Annotated in this window: 16 protein-coding genes; 9 read left to right on the top strand and 7 right to left on the bottom strand. The window is 66.6% G+C overall.

Annotated features, from left to right (window positions below):
• Nucleotides 1–38 precede the first annotated feature (38 nt).
• Nucleotides 39–1,172: a MarR family transcriptional regulator gene (locus MUN33_RS02795; protein ID WP_244803387.1), complete on the top strand. Its 1,134-nt coding sequence runs from the start codon at nt 39–41 to the stop codon at nt 1,170–1,172.
• On the opposite strand, the gene MUN33_RS02790 is transcribed toward MUN33_RS02795, so the two are convergent.
• The 6 genes from MUN33_RS02790 to dnaA all read right to left on the bottom strand — a co-directional run bounded on the left by MUN33_RS02790 (nt 1,169) and on the right by dnaA (nt 9,063).
• On the bottom strand, nt 1,169–2,008 hold the full coding sequence (locus tag MUN33_RS02790) for an alpha/beta fold hydrolase (protein WP_244803386.1): 840 nt from the start codon (nt 2,006–2,008) through the stop codon (nt 1,169–1,171). The genes MUN33_RS02795 and MUN33_RS02790 overlap by 4 nt on opposite strands.
• Nucleotides 2,001–4,049 carry a DNA topoisomerase (ATP-hydrolyzing) subunit B gene (gene gyrB / locus MUN33_RS02785; protein WP_439647823.1) on the bottom strand — a complete coding sequence of 683 codons (2,049 nt, stop codon included), beginning with the start codon at nt 4,047–4,049 and terminating at the stop codon, nt 2,001–2,003. The genes MUN33_RS02790 and gyrB overlap by 8 nt, the downstream gene beginning before the upstream one ends.
• Nucleotides 4,050–4,110: 61 nt before the next feature.
• Complete coding sequence (locus MUN33_RS02780) at nt 4,111–4,626, bottom strand: DciA family protein (protein ID WP_244803385.1); 516 nt, start codon at nt 4,624–4,626, stop codon at nt 4,111–4,113.
• On the bottom strand, nt 4,610–5,767 hold the full coding sequence (gene recF, locus MUN33_RS02775; protein WP_244803384.1) for a DNA replication/repair protein RecF: 1,158 nt from the start codon (nt 5,765–5,767) through the stop codon (nt 4,610–4,612). Before recF ends, MUN33_RS02780 begins: the two co-directional genes overlap by 17 nt.
• Before the next feature lie 4 nt (nt 5,768–5,771).
• Nucleotides 5,772–6,941 (bottom strand): DNA polymerase III subunit beta, encoded by a 1,170-nt coding sequence (gene dnaN, locus MUN33_RS02770; RefSeq protein ID WP_244803383.1) that lies wholly within the window; start codon nt 6,939–6,941, stop codon nt 5,772–5,774.
• Between the two features lie 637 nt (nt 6,942–7,578).
• On the bottom strand, nt 7,579–9,063 hold the full coding sequence (dnaA, locus tag MUN33_RS02765; RefSeq protein WP_244803382.1) for a chromosomal replication initiator protein DnaA: 1,485 nt from the start codon (nt 9,061–9,063) through the stop codon (nt 7,579–7,581).
• A 677-nt stretch (nt 9,064–9,740) separates the two neighbouring features.
• Between dnaA and rpmH the strand changes: the two genes are divergently transcribed.
• From rpmH to MUN33_RS02725, 8 genes are all read left to right on the top strand, one after another.
• The gene (gene rpmH, locus MUN33_RS02760) at nt 9,741–9,884 is read left to right on the top strand and encodes a 50S ribosomal protein L34 (RefSeq protein ID WP_075811958.1); all 144 of its coding nucleotides are present in this window, start codon (nt 9,741–9,743) and stop codon (nt 9,882–9,884) included.
• 24 nt (nt 9,885–9,908) lie between these two features.
• Entirely contained in the window at nt 9,909–10,259 is a 351-nt protein-coding gene (gene rnpA, locus MUN33_RS02755; protein WP_244803381.1) for a ribonuclease P protein component, read from the top strand.
• The gene (yidD, locus tag MUN33_RS02750; protein ID WP_244803380.1) at nt 10,225–10,518 is read left to right on the top strand and encodes a membrane protein insertion efficiency factor YidD; all 294 of its coding nucleotides are present in this window, start codon (nt 10,225–10,227) and stop codon (nt 10,516–10,518) included. Before rnpA ends, yidD begins: the two co-directional genes overlap by 35 nt.
• Before the next feature lie 33 nt (nt 10,519–10,551).
• Entirely contained in the window at nt 10,552–11,529 is a 978-nt protein-coding gene (gene yidC, locus MUN33_RS02745) for a membrane protein insertase YidC (RefSeq protein ID WP_244803379.1), read from the top strand.
• An 88-nt stretch (nt 11,530–11,617) separates the two neighbouring features.
• Nucleotides 11,618–12,286 carry a 16S rRNA (guanine(527)-N(7))-methyltransferase RsmG gene (rsmG, locus tag MUN33_RS02740; protein WP_244803378.1) on the top strand — a complete coding sequence of 223 codons (669 nt, stop codon included), beginning with the start codon at nt 11,618–11,620 and terminating at the stop codon, nt 12,284–12,286.
• 155 nt (nt 12,287–12,441) lie between these two features.
• Entirely contained in the window at nt 12,442–13,383 is a 942-nt protein-coding gene (locus tag MUN33_RS02735; protein ID WP_244803377.1) for a ParA family protein, read from the top strand.
• Entirely contained in the window at nt 13,383–14,420 is a 1,038-nt protein-coding gene (locus tag MUN33_RS02730) for a ParB/RepB/Spo0J family partition protein (RefSeq protein ID WP_244803376.1), read from the top strand. The genes MUN33_RS02735 and MUN33_RS02730 overlap by 1 nt, the downstream gene beginning before the upstream one ends.
• Before the next feature lie 111 nt (nt 14,421–14,531).
• Nucleotides 14,532–15,239: a hypothetical protein gene (locus MUN33_RS02725; RefSeq protein WP_244803375.1), complete on the top strand. Its 708-nt coding sequence runs from the start codon at nt 14,532–14,534 to the stop codon at nt 15,237–15,239.
• A 16-nt stretch (nt 15,240–15,255) separates the two neighbouring features.
• Here the strand turns inward: MUN33_RS02725 and MUN33_RS02720 are convergent, their stop codons facing one another.
• Nucleotides 15,256–16,446, bottom strand: a complete 1,191-nt coding sequence (locus MUN33_RS02720) for an N-acetylmuramoyl-L-alanine amidase (protein WP_244803374.1) — start codon at nt 16,444–16,446, stop codon at nt 15,256–15,258.
• Nucleotides 16,447–16,454 lie beyond the last annotated feature (8 nt).

Raw genomic sequence — 16,454 nt, 5'->3', positions numbered from 1 at the left:
TCTGTCTTTTCACCGTGAGTTGAACTATCGTGATCCCCATGACGACAGCCCACCTCTCCGCGACCGCGCACTTCACCGCGCCCGTGACCGGACCCGCCAGGTGCCTCCACCAGATCCGCACCACACCAGGCATCACCCGCGGCGCGCTCCACGAGAGCCTCGGCATGTCCCAACCCACCGTGACGCGGCACGTCAGCGCCCTCATCGACGCAGGACTGGTGGAACAACTCTCCCCCACCGCCGCCGGCGGAGTCGGACGTCCCGGGACCACCCTGCGCCCGGACGGCCGCAGCGTCACCGCCCTCGGTGCCCACGTCGGCCTCCGCAGTACCCAGCTGGTGGCGGTCGACGGCGCGGGTCGTCCCCTGCGCACACGCACCCTGCGGCTCCCGGTCGCCGAACTCTCCCCCGCCGACGCCATGGAGGCCGTCCAGCACGCCCTCTACGCGCTGGGGCGCGGTCTCCCCTCCCCCACCGGCATCGGGATCGCGTTCTCCGCGCACGTCGACCACGCCGGACGGGTCACCTCGCCGTCCTACGGGTGGAAGGACGTCGCCCCCACGTCCCACCTCGACACCGACGTCCCGGTGGCCCTGTCCACGGGTGTCAGCGCCATGGCCGGTTCCGAACTCGCCAGCTCACCACTGTCCCTGGACTCCGGTGAGCGTACCTCGACGCTCTACGTGTACGCCCGCGAACTCGTCGGGCACGCGTGGATCGTCGACAACGCCGTCCACCAGCCGTACACGGGGTCCGTCCCCGCCGCGTTCACCGAGATCGCCACGTCCGGCACCTTCTCCTCCGAGCACGGCCACCCCCTCGGCTCCACGCCGGTGATTCAGGCCGCCCGACGCCGGGGGCTGAACGTCTCCACGGTGCCGGACCTCGTCGCCCTGGCCGAGCACAACCCGGTCGCCCGCGGGATCCTGGACGAACGGGCCGAACTGCTGTCCCGGATCATCTCCCTGGCGGTCGACGTGGTCGACCCGGCGACCGTCGTCTTCGCCGGTGAGACGTTCACCGCCGACCCCGGGACAGTGCGGGTCATCGCCGACGGCCTGCACGGGACGGGCCGGCAGCTCGGTATCCAGCGGGCCGGTGACGGGATCCTGTCACGGGCCGCGGCGGTGACGGCGCTCCACCGGCTGTGGCAGAACCCGTTGGCCGCCTAGAGGGACGCGACGAACGCCTCGAACCGGTCGACGACCACGTCCGGGTGGCGGGCCCAGGAGTTGTGGCCGAGGGTCCCGGGGAATTCCTCGACCTCGGCCGGCACCAGTTCGGCCAGTGCCCGGCAGGAGTCCACGGTGCAGTAGGTGTCGTCGCTGAACCTGGTCAGCAGGACGGGGCACCGGACGTCCTGCATCGCGGCCATGTAGTCCATGTCCGCGCCGCGCAGGTCGGAGAGCCTGTTGCTCCGTCCGAAACGGGCCCACTCGCCGAGGTGCACGTCGGACTGCCGACCGTAGTTGGTGACGTCCAGCCTGCCGTCCGGCCAGTACCCGAGGACCCGGCTCACCCCCTGCATCACGTAGCCGCCGAGGTGCAGACGGCTGCGCTCCGGGTTCGGGAACGTGCGGAAGTACGGCGACCCGCTGCCGACACCCATCATCCCCCGGACGTTGAGCTCGCGGGCCTCCGGACGGGCCAGGAACAGCGCGCCGACCTGCCCGCCCATCGAGTGGGTCAGCAGGACCGTGGGGTGGTCCTCCGGGAGGCCGAGGGCACGTCGGGCCCCACGGATCGACCGGGGGTAGTCCTGCGACGCCAGGTCGTGGTAGCCCCACTGCTGGTCCTTCCCGGCGACGGCGGTACTGGCCCCCTGACCGCGGAGTTCGCCGACTGCGACCGGGAACCCCGACGCCGCCAGGGCCTCCGCGATCGGACGGTAGTACCGGGCGCCCATGCCGAGCCCCGGCCACAGCATCACCAGGGGACGATCTCCCCCGGGGAACAGCAGGACCGGCGACGTGCTGCCGCCGGGCATGGCGACGTCGACACTAGACATCGAGGAACCGGACGTCCTTGGCGTTGCGGGTGATGAAGCTGCGACGGGCGACGACGTCGTCGCCCATGAGGATGCTGAACGTCTCGTCGGCGCTGGCGGCGTCCTCGAGCGTGACCTTCTTCAGGATGCGGTCCGTGGGGTCCATGGTGGTCTCCCACAGCTCCTTGGCGTTCATCTCGCCGAGACCCTTGTAGCGCTGGATGCCGTCGTCCTTGTTGATCTTCCGGCCGTTCTCCAGGCCCTCCTTGAGCTGCGCGTCGCGTTCCGCGTCCGAGAAGGCGAAGCCCGGCTCGCCCTTGCTCCACTTGAGCTTGTACAGCGGGGGCTGCGCGAGGAAGACGTGCCCTTCCTCGACGAGCGGCCGCATGAAGCGGAACAGCAGGGTCAGCAGCAGCGTGGCGATGTGCTGGCCGTCGACGTCGGCGTCCGCCATCAGGACGATCTTGTGGTAGCGCAGCTTCGAGATGTCGAACTCGTCGTGGATGCCGGTGCCGAGGGCGGTGATGATCGCCTGGACCTCGTTGTTCTTCAGCACCTTGTCCAACCGGGCCTTCTCGACGTTGAGGATCTTGCCGCGCAGCGGGAGGATCGCCTGGTACATCGAGTCACGGCCGGACTTGGCCGAGCCACCGGCGGAGTCGCCCTCCACGATGTAGAGCTCGGACTTCACCGGGTCCTTGGACCGGCAGTCGGCCAGCTTGCCGGGGAGACCGCCGACATCGGTGGCGGACTTGCGTCGCACCAGGTCACGGGCCTTGCGTGCGGCGTCGCGGGCCTGCGCGGAGGAGACGGCCTTGTTGATGATCGCCTTGGCCTCGGCGGGGTTCGCGTCGAACCAGCCGGAGACGTGCTCGTTGACCATCTTCTGGACGAAGCTCTTGATCTCGGTGTTGCCGAGCTTCGTCTTCGTCTGCCCCTCGAACTGGGGGTCACCGACGCGGACGGAGATCACGGCGGCGAGGCCCTCGCGGCAGTCGTCGCCGGAGAGCTTGGTGTCCTTCTCCTTGAGCAGCTTGTGGTCACGGGCGTACTTGTTCATCAGGTACGTCAGTGCGGCACGGAACCCCTCTTCATGGGTACCGCCCTCGATGGTGTTGATCGTGTTGGCGAAGGTGTGCACGGACTGCGAGTAGCCGGAGTTCCACTGCATCGCGATCTCGACCTCGTGGTCGTCGCCCTCGGCGTCGAAACCGATGATCGACGGGTGGATCGGGCTCTTCGTCCGGTTGAGGTGGTTGACGTAGTCCTTCAGGCCGTCCGGGTAGTGGAAGACCTTCCTGCGCTCCTTCGGCGCCGGACGGGTGTCCTCGCCCGGCTTCGGGGCCGCGGCGTCCTCCACGGACTCCGCGGCGGCCTCCGCCTCGTTCTCCTGCTCGATGACGGTGAGCCGCTCGTCGACCAGGGTGATGGTCAGCCCCTTGTTCAGGAACGCCATCTCCTGGAGACGCCGGGACACGGTCTCGAAGTTGTAGTCTGTCGTCTCGAAGATCTCCGGGTCCGCCCAGAACCGCTGGCGGGTACCGGCCCCCCGGGCCTTCTTGACCTGCTCGAGCTCCGCGGGGACCGAGCGGTCGAAGTTCTGGCGCCACAGGTACCCGTCGCGGGTGATCTCGGTCTCCACGCGGGTGGACAGTGCGTTGACCACGGAGATACCCACACCGTGCAGACCGCCGGAGACGGCGTACGCCTGGGAGTCGAACTTACCGCCGGCGTGGAGCTCGGTCATCACGACCTGGACGGTCGGACGGCCCGTCGGGTGCATCGCCACCGGGATACCGCGGCCGTTGTCGGCGACCTCGACGGAACCGTCGTCATGCAGGATGACGTCGACCTGGGTCGCGAACCCCGCCATGGCCTCATCGACGGAGTTGTCCACGACCTCCCAGATCAGGTGGTGCAGACCGCGCTCACCGGTGGACCCGATGTACATGCCCGGCCGCTTCCGGACGGCCTCCAGTCCCTCGAGGATGGTGATGGAGTCCGCGCCGTAGTCTCCGTTGGCGGGGGTGTTCTCGGCTGGGATGTTCTCGGCCTCGGCCACAGTCGCTTCAGCTCCTTTTCGACAAATGGGTTAACCCCCACATTGTACCAGGTAAAAGGCCTCAGCCGTAGGTGTCGCGGGGCCCTCTGCCCTTCACGTGCAGGGGCCCGTGCCGCCAGCTCGGTGGCTTGGGACCGTAGATCTTCAGTTCCGCGACGACGTCGGGTCCGACACGGTGCGCGATCGTCTTCAGGATGGTGCTCTGCATCAGCCTGAGGTTCGTCGCCCACGCCGTGGAGTCGCACTCCACGTGCAGCTGCCGCTTCTTCTCGTTGTACATGACCACGTGCGTGTGCCGGCCGATGTTCTCCCCGACGATCTCCGGCCAGGCGCTGCGCAGGGAGCCGGCGGCGAAGTTACGGCCCCACCCGTTGCGCTTGATCTCCCGTTTCACCAGGTCGCTGAATTCGCCCGGGTCGCGGTAGCTGCGGTCGGGCCGCCCGTCGTAGCGGGTCTTCATCCTCTTCGGCCGACGTCCTGTCCGCCGGACGGGCCGGCCGGGCTTCCCCGCCGCCGCGCGGAGCATCTCCATGCGTTCGGCGACGGGGTCCCGGTCCGCGTCACCCCCGGTGGTCATCGTCGAGCTCCGAGATGCGGCCGTCACCGGTGTCCCGGGTGGAGACCGTGTGCACCGCCGCCACCGACCGCAGGTCGTCGGGGATGTCGTCGCCGACGGCGGCGGTGATCAGCACCTGTTCCGCTTCGGCGGCGAGGTCGACCAGCGCGCGACGTCGGGCGCGGTCGAGTTCGGCGAAGACGTCGTCGAGGATGACGACCGGTTCCGTGCCGTCCGCCCGGTGCATCCGGTGGGCGGCCAGCCGGAGCGTCAGGGCGAAGGACCAGGACTCCCCGTGGCTGGCGAAGCCTTTCGCCGGCTGGGTGCCGAGGACGAGGGTGAGATCGTCGCGGTGTGGACCGGTCAGGGTGGTCCCCCGGTCGATCTCCGCGTCACGGCGCCGGGCGAACTCCTCGAGGAGCACCGCCTCGGCGACGTCCGGGGCCAGCAGCTGCGGGTTCCCCGGCTCCCCCAGGTCGACGGTGGTGGCGTAGCTGATCAGCGCCGGACGCGACCCCGGCGCCAACCGGGAGTAGGTGTCGCGCACGTGGGGTTCCAGGTCGTGGACGAGCTGGGCCCGGGCGGACATGATCTGCCCGCCGAGGTGGGCCAGGCGGGCGTCCCAGACGTCCAGGGTGACGAGGGCGTCCTCGTCGACGCCCTGGCGCAGCAGCGCGTTGCGCTGACGGAGGGCCTTGTCGTAGTCCGACCGCACGCCGGCGAGCCGTGGGTACCGCGCGACCATCGTCTGGTCCAGGAACGCCCGGCGTTGTTCGGGTTCGCCGCGGACCAGGGCGAGGTCCTCCGGCGCGAACAGTGTGGTCCGGACGATGCCGGCGATGCCACGCTGGTTCTTCACCTGCGTCCTGTTCACGGCCGCCTGGTTGGCGCCGCGTGCGTTGAGGACGAGATGGGCGGTCAGTTCACGACCGTGGTTCACCGCCGTGGCCGACAGACGTGCGGAATCACACCCCTCCCTGACCAGGGCGGCGTCCGAGCTGACCCGGTGGGACCCCTGGTGGGCGAGATAGCCGACGGCCTCGACGATATTGGTCTTTCCGTTGCCGTTCGGTCCGGTGAACACGGTGACGCCGGGTTCCAGGTCGAGGTCGAGCTGTCGCCAGGACCGGAAGTCACCGAGGTGGAGCGAGCGAATGTACATCCGGTCAGCCCGGCAGGCGGACAGGCATCAGCAGGTAGGTGAAGGAACTCTCCGGGGTGGGGAACGTCCCGTCCTCGGACGCCTCGGGCAGCTGCTCCGGTTCCGGGACGAGGACGGCGGAACGGGACGCCTGGTTGAAGCCGAACACGACCCGGTCGGTGTGCACCGACCCGAGACCGTCCTTGAGGTAGCCGGGGTGGAATGCGATGACCAGGGGTTCTCCGGCGAAGGCGCAGGGCAGCTGCTCCTTGGCCACGCCGAGGTCACTGCCGCCGGCGGAGAGCGTGAGGGTGCCCTCCTCGAAGTCCATCTTCACCGGCGAGTTGCCGTCGGTGACCAGGGAGACACGACGGATCGCGTCGAGCAGCGGGGCGATCTCCACGCTGGCCACGGAGGTGTGGGTCTTCGGGAACAGGGACCGGAACTTCGGGAAGTCCGAGTCGATGAGACGGGTGGTGGTCCGACGGTCCGAGGTGGAGATACCGAGGAGGCGTCCGCCGTCCTGGTCGAGGGCGATCTCCACCGGCTCGCCCGTGGAGTCCAGCGACCGTGCGGTCTCTGCCAGGGTACGGGCCGGGATGAGGAGTTCCGCGGAGATGTCGGCACGGGCCGGTACCCAGTCCAGGGTGCGGACGGCGAAACGGAAGCGGTCGGTCGCGGCGAGCACGAGGTGTTCACCGTCGATCTCCATCCGGATACCGGTCAGCATGGGGAGGGTGTCGTCCCGGCTGGAGGCGATGGCGACCTGGCTGATCACCTCGGTGAACAGGTGGGGGTCCAGGGAACCGGCGACCTGCGGGAAGTCGGGCAGGACCGGGTAGTCCTCGATGGTCATCGCGGGAAGCTCGAAGTGGGAGCTCCCGCAGTTGACCAGGACCTTGGTGCCGTCGTAGTCGATGCGGACCGGCTTGTCCGGGAGGGCCCCGATGATGTTCGAGGCCAGTCGTCCCGCGACGAGGACCGTGCCCGGGTCGGAGACGTCGGCGGAGACCCGGACCTTCGTGGAGACCTCGCGGTCGAAGCCGGACAGCTGGAGTCCGTCGTCCGTGGCCTCGATGAGGACCCCGCGGAGAATCGGTTGGGATGCCTTACTCGGCAACGTTCGCGCTACCCAGGCCAGTGCCGAGGAGAAATCGTCCTTGGACACGGTGAAACTGACGGACTGGTGGTCCACGCCTGAGGTCCTTTCGATGAAGTTCGTGATTCTGCCCGTAACCCTAGCCGACGCCGGTTCCGGACGGTACCGGGTCCGCCTGCGGCGGAGCCCGTCCCGCGGCACAGGCCGCGCCGGTTGTGCACACCGGTTATTTCTTCTTTGAGTTCTCCATGGATGGATCCGGTAGAAGCAGTAGGGGCTGTGCAGACTGTGGATGGAGCGAGCGGGGCGTGGTCCGGCGCTGGTGGGGCGGAGGATGACGATGTTGTAAGTTGTTCACAGCCCGTGGATGAATCTGTGGATAACTGGGGACCGTTGTGGATAACTTTTAGAGGCTGTGAGTTGTCCCCAGGCGCTGCACCGTTTCTCCCCGCGCTCTGTCGAGTTATCCACAGGGGCGACCTGCGGTTTTACTGTCCGCGCATTCCCGGCGATATGCCCGTGACCTGCGGAATGACAAGAATGTCATTTGTCCACAGGGGCGGTCCGCGGCGGTAAAACCGCAGGTGGAAGGACTCCGACGGAGCCGTTTCGACCCAAATTTGTGACGAAGGTCACTAAATGACAAGTCTGTAATTACATGCCTGTGGATAGGGCTGTGGAAATTGTGCACAACTTCGTGATGGCCGAGGTCGTGTGGCCGCAACGTTGTGCACTACTGCCGCGCGCGGGACTTGATCCGCTGCGTCAGCTCCTGGATTTGCTGGAAGGTCTTGCGGTCCTCCTGGATGGATTTCCGGATCTTGCGCTCCGCGTACATCGCGGTGGTGTGGTCACGGCCACCGAAGACCTTGCCGATCTGCGGGAGCGACAGCTCCGTGAGCTCACGGCAGAGGTACATCGCGAACTGACGAGCGGTGACCAGGCGCCGGACCTTCCCCTTCCCCATCATCTCCTCGACAGTGACGTCGAAGTACCCGGTGATCACGTCGATGATGATCTGCGGGGTGATCTCGACGTCCTTCGGGTCCGGCATGATGTCGCGCAACGCGATCTCCGCGGCCTGCCGCGTGACCGGCTCCTTGCTGAGGGAGCAGTAGGCGGTGACACGGATCATCGCGCCCTCGAGCTCGCGGATCGAGGTCTCGTAGCGGCCAGCGATGAGCTCCAGGACGTCGTCGGGCAGGTAGGTCCCCTCCATCTGCGCCTTCTTCGAGAGGATCGCCATCCTCGTCTCCAGGTCAGGGGTCTGCACATCGGTGATCAGGCCGCCCTCGAAACGGGTGCGGAGCCTGTCCTCCAGCGTGGTCAGCTGCTTCGGGGGACGGTCGGAGGACAGAACGATCTGCCGGTGGTTCTGCTGGAGGGCGTTGAAGGTGTGGAAGAACTCCTCCTGCGTGCTCTCCTTGCCTTGCAGGAACTGGATGTCGTCGACGATGAGCATGTCGAGGTTCCGGTAGTGGCGTTTGAACTGCTCACCCCGTCCGTCGCGCAGTGCGTTGACGAACTCGTTGGTCATCTCCTCACTGGAGATGTACCTGACCTTCATACCCTGGCGCAGCTCACGGGCGTAGTGGCCGATCGCGTGGAGGAGGTGGGTCTTCCCCAGACCGGACTCGCCCCAGATGAACAGGGGGTTGTAGGCGTAGGCCGGCTTCTCTGCCACGGCACGGCAGGCGGCGTTCGCGAACTGGTTCGAGGAGCCGGTGACGAAGGTGTCGAAGGTGTACTGCGGGTTGAGGCGGTTCTCCGTGTCCTCACCCCGTGTCTTCGCCGGGGGCTCCGGGACGGGGTCGGTCCGCACCGGTGTGGACGGACGGTGCTGGTAGGCGGCCCCGGTGAGGTCCTCCCAGTGCTGGCGCTGCCGCTCGGGCGTCGGTTCGACGGCCGGCGCCGCAGGGACCTCGACCTCCGCCGGTGACTCGTCGACGCTGAGGGACAGCACCACGGAGTGGCCCAGCTCCTCCCCCAGGAGGTCGCAGATCAGCTCGGAGAGGTGGTTCTCGGTCTCCGTCTTCACCCATTTCGACGGCGCCTTGAGCAACGCGATGTTGTCGAAGACGGTGACCGGGGACAACTGACGGAGAAGACTCCGGGAACGCGAGGTCAGGCGGGGGAACTCCGCGGAGTCTTCATCGGCGTTGATCCACCGGTCGATGAGTGAGCCCCAGACTTCCTTGAAGTCCACAGCATCGGGCATATCGGGTACCTTTCGGCGGGTGGGTCGGTGACGGCGGGACATCTGACATTCATGCGCAGGAATCTGACGTTCATGTGCACAACAGCTTGGTGTTGCTGGCCAGCGTATCCACAGTGTTGTCCACACTTGTGGATAACTTTTCTGTAGTAGTTGTCAACAGGGTACTGCAGCTCTGTGGATAACCCCAACATTGCGCGAAATAAACTCTTGACCTGCACGGATGACGGGTAAATCTGCAGTTGAGGGTTCGGGGGTGGATAGAGTTGTCCACAGGGTGGGTGTGTGAACTGGGAGTTTTTCCGGCGACCTGCGACTTCTCCTGTGGACAACCCTGTGTGTCTTGCATCTGGCGGCGCAGTGTGCGTGGGTGACCGTTATCGACCGTGACCTGCGTCGGATCGCGCTGTGGACGACACGCGTGTCATGGGCCCGGATTTTGATCTGAGGGTGTGAGCACGTAGGATCGTGACCGTCTTCGAGTGTCACTGAACCCGGTTTCCGGTGTCCCTGACTCTCACCCCCGTCATTGAACGGATGGATGGCCCGGGATCTCACGATCCTGTCCGGTCTTCCGACCCACCTGACCGCAGTCGCGGCGGATGGGCCGGTGCCGGTCCGCTGAAGGGCGGCCCGGCACCGGTCGGCCGCGGCGTTGAACAACATAAGGAGTGAGTACCGTGGCCAAGGGCAAGCGTACTTTCCAGCCCAACAATCGTCGTCGTTCACGGAAGCACGGCTTCCGTGCCCGTATGAGCACCCGCGCCGGCCGCGCCATCGTGTCGGCCCGTCGTCGCAAGGGCCGCGACAGCGTCACCGCGTAACGCGTCCCGACGACACCAACCACCGTGCTAGCCCCGGAACACAGGCTCCGGTCCTCCTCACTGTTCAGTGAGACGGTCCGCCGAGGCCGTAAGAAGGGGGCTCGCACGGTGATCGTCTATGTGCACGACCGGTCGGACACCATCGTCTCGGGGGGCCCTCGAATGGGGCTGGTGGTGTCGAAGGCGGTCGGCAATGCGGTGACCCGTCACGCCGTCTCGCGCAGACTGCGTCACGTCACCGCGTCCCTGCTCGGGGACTTCCCCCTTGAGCCGTGGCACAGCCTGGTGATCCGGGCACTCCCCGCCGCGGCCGACGCGACCTCAGCGGAACTGGAATCCGATGTGCGGCGAGCGCTCCGTCGGATCACCGGCTGAGCCCTGGGACGTGTCCCGGGGGCGGGCACGGACCCTTCGTCGCCTGGTTCTTGGTTACCAGAACCATCTTTCACCCCTTAAACTGGGACCGTCCTGCCGTTTTGAGCCGTCGTGCAGCGCATATTCCCTGATAGCCTTTTCCCGACATGGCGTGGTGAGAGGTTTCCTCCTCAGCGTTGCCCGCCTCGCCAAATGCGGTCCCTGGCATCCCGGTGGCTGGGATCCGGTTCCTCCGGTCCGGCGTCGGACACGCAGCTGACCGTCCACCTACAACAAGGAGATTGCACCACCCGTGCTTGACTTCATTTACTACCCCATCTCGGCGGTGTTGTGGTTCTGGCACAAAGCCTTCGGCTTTGTCCTGGGGCCAGACTCCGGCCTCTCCTGGGCCTTGGCGATCATCTTCCTGGTCGTCACGATCCGTGGCCTCCTCGTCCGCCCCACGATCAAGCAGCTGCGCTCCAGCAGGAAGATGCAGGAGATGCAGCCCCGGATGCAGGAGATCCGGAAGAAGTACGCCAAGGACCAGCAGACCCAGGCGCTGGAGATGCGCAAGCTGCAGAAGGAGATGGGGGTCAACCCCCTCGCCAGCTGCCTGCCGATGCTGGTGCAGATCCCGATCTTCATCGGTCTGTTCCACGTGCTGCGGTCGTTCAACCGGACCGGGAGCGGGATGGGGCAGGGGGACCCCATGACGATCGAGCAGACCCGCAACACCCCGAACTACTTTTTCGGTGTGGACGAGGTCCAGTCCTTCCTTGACGCACGGCTCTTCGGCACGCCGCTGTCGGCCTTCATCACGATGGAGAAGGACTCCTACAGGGCGTTCGCCCCGGACGGCTCCGTGGACTTCGCCCAGTGGAACATCGTGATTGTGGTGCTCCCGCTGATGCTGATCGCGTCGGTGCTGATGCACTTCAACGCCCGGATGTCCATGGACCGCCAGAAGAAGCGTCAGGCTGCGCAGCCGAAGAAGAAGAACGCCACTGCGCAGGAAGACATGATGCAGAACCAGATGATGATGATGCAGAAGCTCATGCTCTGGGTCATGCCGGTGATGATGTTCGCCGGTGGCTTCCTCTGGCAGGTCGGTCTCGCGGTGTACATGTGCGCCAACACCTCCTGGATGTTCGTCCAGCAGGTGCTCGTCTTCCGGAAGATGGACCGCGAGGAAGAGGAGGAGAAGGCCGCCAAGATCGAGGCCAAGCGCTCCACCGCCCCGAAGCCCGGCGCCAAGCCGAAGAAGCAGAACAAGCGCGACGGCAACTAGCCGCCGCCCTGGCAGACCCCGCTTCCCTCCACCTGAGGGAGCGGGGTCTTCTGCATTTTCATGTCCGGCTCCTCGCTACACTGGGAGTGTGAGCCAGTCAGAAGAGAATCTCTCGCCCCAGACCGTCCCCTCCCCTCCCCCGGAGGCTACGGCAGTCTTCGGTGACCGTACCGATCTCGCGGCACGGTATGCCGAGTGGCTCCGCGACGCCGGTGTCGTGCGCGGCCTCATCGGACCGCGGGAAGTCGACCGGATCTGGGAACGTCATATCCTCAACAGCGCCGTCCTCAGTGAGGTCGTCGAGGACGGCGCCCGTGTCGTGGACGTGGGGTCGGGTGCCGGACTGCCCGGGATCCCGCTGGCGATCGCCCGCCCGGACCTGCAGGTGCAGCTTGTCGAGCCCCTGCTGCGGCGTGTGACCTTCCTCAACGAGGTGGTGGCCGATCTGGGCCTCGCGAATGTCGAGGTCTACCGCGGGCGCGCCGAGGACAAGGAGATCACGAAGGCCGTGGGCGGCGCCGACGTGGTGACGTCGCGCGCGGTCGCCCCGGTCGGCCGTCTGATGGGGTGGTCCCTCCCCCTCGCGCGCGTGGGCGGCCACGTCAAGGCACTGAAAGGCTCCTCTGCGGGGGACGAGCTCGTACGCGACGCCCGGGACCTCACCCGGGCCGGAGGATCGCCCGGGACGGTTCTGGAGGTCGGTGCGTCCGTCCTGGAACAGCCCACTTTCGTGGTGGACGTCGAACGCCTACGCTGAATGACAACCATGTCATTCATGACCCTGGTTTCACGTGAAACTCTCGTTGTTCGCAACGCGAGTGGGGACTAGGCTATCGGTATAAGCGCATCCGGTACGCCTCGTGTTTCACGTGAAACACGACCACGCCGCATCAAGTCACGCAAAGGACGTCCATGATTCCTCCCGAGTGGGATGACACACCCATCGCCGACGCCGCTCGGCGAGCCGCTCGTATCCAGAATCCGGAGCGTCTCACACTCCCCCGCCCGTCCCGGACTCGGCGCATCACCATCGCCAACCAGAAGGGCGGCGTCGGGAAGACGACGTCTGCCGTGAACCTGGCGTGGGCTCTGGCGATCCACGGGATGAAGGTCCTCGTCGTGGATCTCGATCCCCAGGGGAACTCGTCCACGGCATGTGGCGCCGAGCACCGGATCGGCACCCCGTCGAGCTATGAGCTGCTCATCGGCGAGAAAGGGCCGGCGGAGGTCATCCAGGGCAACGCGGAGAACGAGAACCTGTTCTGCATCCCCGCCACGATCGACCTCGCCGGCGCCGAGATTGAGCTTGTCTCGATGGTCCGCCGGGAGTACCGCTTGAGCGATGCGCTCAGCTCGGCATACCTGGAACGCGAAGGTTTCGACTACGTCTTCATCGACTGCCCGCCGTCGCTGGGGCTCCTGACCATCAACGCGATGAACACCGCCACGGAGGTGCTGATCCCGATCCAGTGCGAATACTATGCACTGGAAGGCGTGGGTCAGCTCCTCAGCAACATCTCGATGATCCGGGAACACCTCAACCCGGAACTCCACGTCTCGGGCGTCCTGCTCACCATGTACGACGCCCGGACGAAGCTCTCCGAGCAGGTCGCCGGCGAAGTGAGGAACCACTTCGGCAGTGCCGTGCTGAACAACCAGATCCCCCGGAGCGTGAAGGTGTCCGAGGCTCCGGGCTACGGCAAGACGGTACTCCAGTACGACGCCGGCTCCCGGGGTGCCCTCGCCTACTTCGATGCCGCGGTCGAGTTCGCGGAACGCGGTGACTATCTCCCCCTCCCCGAGACTGCCCCGATCGGCGTGGCACATGAACTCCGGACAGGAAGCAGCATCTGATGTCTGAGAAGAAGAAGCCGACCCTCCCCCAGCTCCCGCAGACGGAGACTCAACGCGGTGGCCTGGGTCGCGGACTCGCAGCTCTCATCCCGACGAGTCCGTCGAAGCCGCGACTGGGTGCCGGTGCGGCGGACGTCATCCTCGGCCCGGCTGGGCAGCAGCGTCACAGTGACGATACTCCCGAAGAGCCAACCAAGGGTGCCGACGCCACTCCGGAGGTGGAGGAGAGCATCGGTGCGACCTACCAGGAGCTCCCCCTCGGATCGATCCGGCGTAACCGGAAGAACCCCAGGGAGACCTTCGAGGAGGAACCGCTCAACGAGCTCGTCCACTCCATCAAGGAGTTCGGGCTCCTCCAGCCCGTCGTCGTCCGGCCGGCCGGGAAGGGCACCTATGAACTGATCATGGGTGAGCGTCGTCTCCGCGCCTCGAAGCTGGCGGGGCTCGCCACCATCCCGGCGATCGTCCGCGAGACCGACGACCAGGACATGCTCCGGGACGCCCTGCTGGAGAATATCCACCGCGTCCAGCTCAACCCGCTGGAAGAGGCCAGTGCCTACCAGCAGCTGCTCGAGGAATTCGACGTCACCCAGGCAGAACTCGCGCGCCGGCTCGGACGGTCACGGCCCCTGATCACCAACATGATCCGCCTGCTGCACCTCCCCGTCGGCGCACAGCGGAAGGTCGCCGCCGGTGTACTCAGTGCCGGTCATGCGCGCGCCCTCCTCGGGGTCAAGGCGGGGGCTGACGCCCAGGAGAAGCTGGCGGAGCGGATCATCGCGGAGGGTCTCAGTGTGCGGGCCACCGAAGAGGCCGTCGTGCTGCTCAACCGCGGGGATGAACAGGAACCGCGCAAGGCACCGGCCCAGCGCGAGCAGCCGGAGTCCGTCACCAGGTGGGCGAGCTCGGCGGCAGACGCCCTGGACACCCGGGTCACCGTGCAGATGGGTGCGAAGAAGGGGAAGATCGTCGTCGAGTTCGGCGACGAGGATGACTTCGAGCGCATCACCGACCTGCTCAAACTCCCCCGCGAGTAGTGACGGCCCACGGTTTCACGTGAAACTGTGAGCTCCGCGTCGTATTCGGTCGTCCTCCGGCGACTCCCCCGCCCGCCGGGTAGACTCGACCTCCGACAAAGGAGGAAATCGGTGGAAATCAGGTACAGCGCACTACAGCACGACAGTGGTGATGTGGTGGCGCCCACCGCGGGTAGCGACGTCTTCTGGGAACTCGCCCCCGAGGTGCAGAGTACAGATCCTGCCTTCGACAAGCAGATGTGGATCCACTCCGTCCTCTACCGCTGGGGAACCTGCGGATACACCGCGTTCGTGGGGACCGGCGACCACGGAAGCGGTGAACGGCCGGCAGCCACCGCCTTCTTCGCTCCCCCGACGTACTTCCCCGGGTCATCGGCCCTGCCGTCCGGTCCCGTGTCCGGTGACGCGATCCAGATATCCACCGTCTACGTCGAACAGCCCTACATGGGCCTGTACCTGGAGCACAGTCTGATCGACACCATCCTCACCGAGGCGGAGCGCCGCGGCATCGCGGCGGTCGAGGCGTACGGACGCAATGACGCGGACGGCACTCCTCTGGCCTACATCCCGGAGGGCTACCACGGGTGGGAGGAGCGCCCCCACCACCCCGGGGCGGATCTGGAGGCGGCCCCCGTCCTCTCCGCCGACATCCTGGAACAGCAGGGGTTCACCGTCGTCGGAAAACACCCCCGTTTTCCGCGGTACCGCAAGAAGCTGGCTGAAGGGTCGTCGCTCTTCAGCAACTACGCCTCCGACGCGCATGAGCTCATGCACAACAGGGCTCCGCTGAGCACCGTCCTCGGCGGACAGCGCGTCTGAATCACACTGCTGTGGTTCAGGCCAGTTTCTCGGCCTCGAGAAGGTCCGAGAAGCGGTACGTACCGGTCGGTGCCGTGTCCGCGTCCAGCAGGTACAGCCGCTTGACCGCCACGACGAGCGCCTCGGCGATCGTGTCCCGGACATCGGGGTCGGTCAGTGCCGCGACATCGTCCTCGCTCGTGAGGTAGCCGGCGACGAACTGCACTGCCGGCATCTGCGTCATCCGCAACAGGTCCCAGGTCCGCCGGTGGTTGCGGCAGTTCGTCAGAGGCGTCCGCGTGGTGACTTCGCGCTGGATGAAGCCGGAGAGCTTCTCCCCCGTCAACGACGACGCCCCCGCCTCGGAACCGAAGTAGAACGACGCGGCACCGTTCGCGCGCTCATTCGGGTACACGTCCGCGCGGAGCGAGATCATCAGGTCCGCGCCGAAGGCGTTGGCCAGCGCGGCGCGCTCCAGGCTGGTGGGGTTGTCACTGCGGGGCCGGGAGAGGATGGTCTCCATGCCCGCGGCGATCATACGGCCTTCGGTGCGGGTGGCCAGGTCCCAGAGGATCTCCTCCTCGGTGATCGTCCCGTAGCGCCCGGTGACGGTCCGGCCCACCGACTCCCCGCCCAGCCCCGGGTCGATCACGATACGCTTGCCCGTCAGCTGGGGGCCGGCGGCGCGGATCTGCTCCTTCTCGCGGATCGCCTGCGGTGACCCACCGGTGATCCGTCGACCCAGGTAGCTCAGCGCCCGCAGTGTGACCGGTCCGCAGATGCCGTCGTTGGTCAGCCCGTAGTTCAGCTGGTACTTCCGGACCGCCTCGTGGGTGTGCGGGCCGAACTGGCCGTCCACCCGGTCGGTGTAGAAACCGAGGTCGTGCAGCTGGGTCTGGAGCTCGGCGACGTCGTCACCGACGAAGTAGTGTCCCGGAGTCTGCAGGGACAGGACCCGGGCACCGAGCGTGTAGGAGGCCTCCCGCAACGCCCGCAAGGTGCCGTCGGTGATGTGGCCGTCGGCGATGATGCCCCGGCCCTGCTGGAAGGCCCGCAGGGCGATGTCCAGGTCCGCGTCGAAGAGCTCGTCCTCGGGGGTCCACCGTTGCCCGGCCTCCCCCGACGTGTCCCCGGTGAACCCGTCGATGAAACCGAGCCGGGCGAGGGTGCTACGGACTTCGGCGACTCGCGGGCTTCGGTCGCCCAACTTGAGTGAGTTACGGTGCACGTTGTCCT

It is taken from the genome of Corynebacterium kalidii (assembly GCF_022869005.1).
GTDB lineage: Bacteria > Actinomycetota > Actinomycetes > Mycobacteriales > Mycobacteriaceae > Corynebacterium > Corynebacterium kalidii.
Note: the sequence above shows the minus strand (reverse complement) of the source record. Positions and strands in the feature narration are given on the sequence as shown.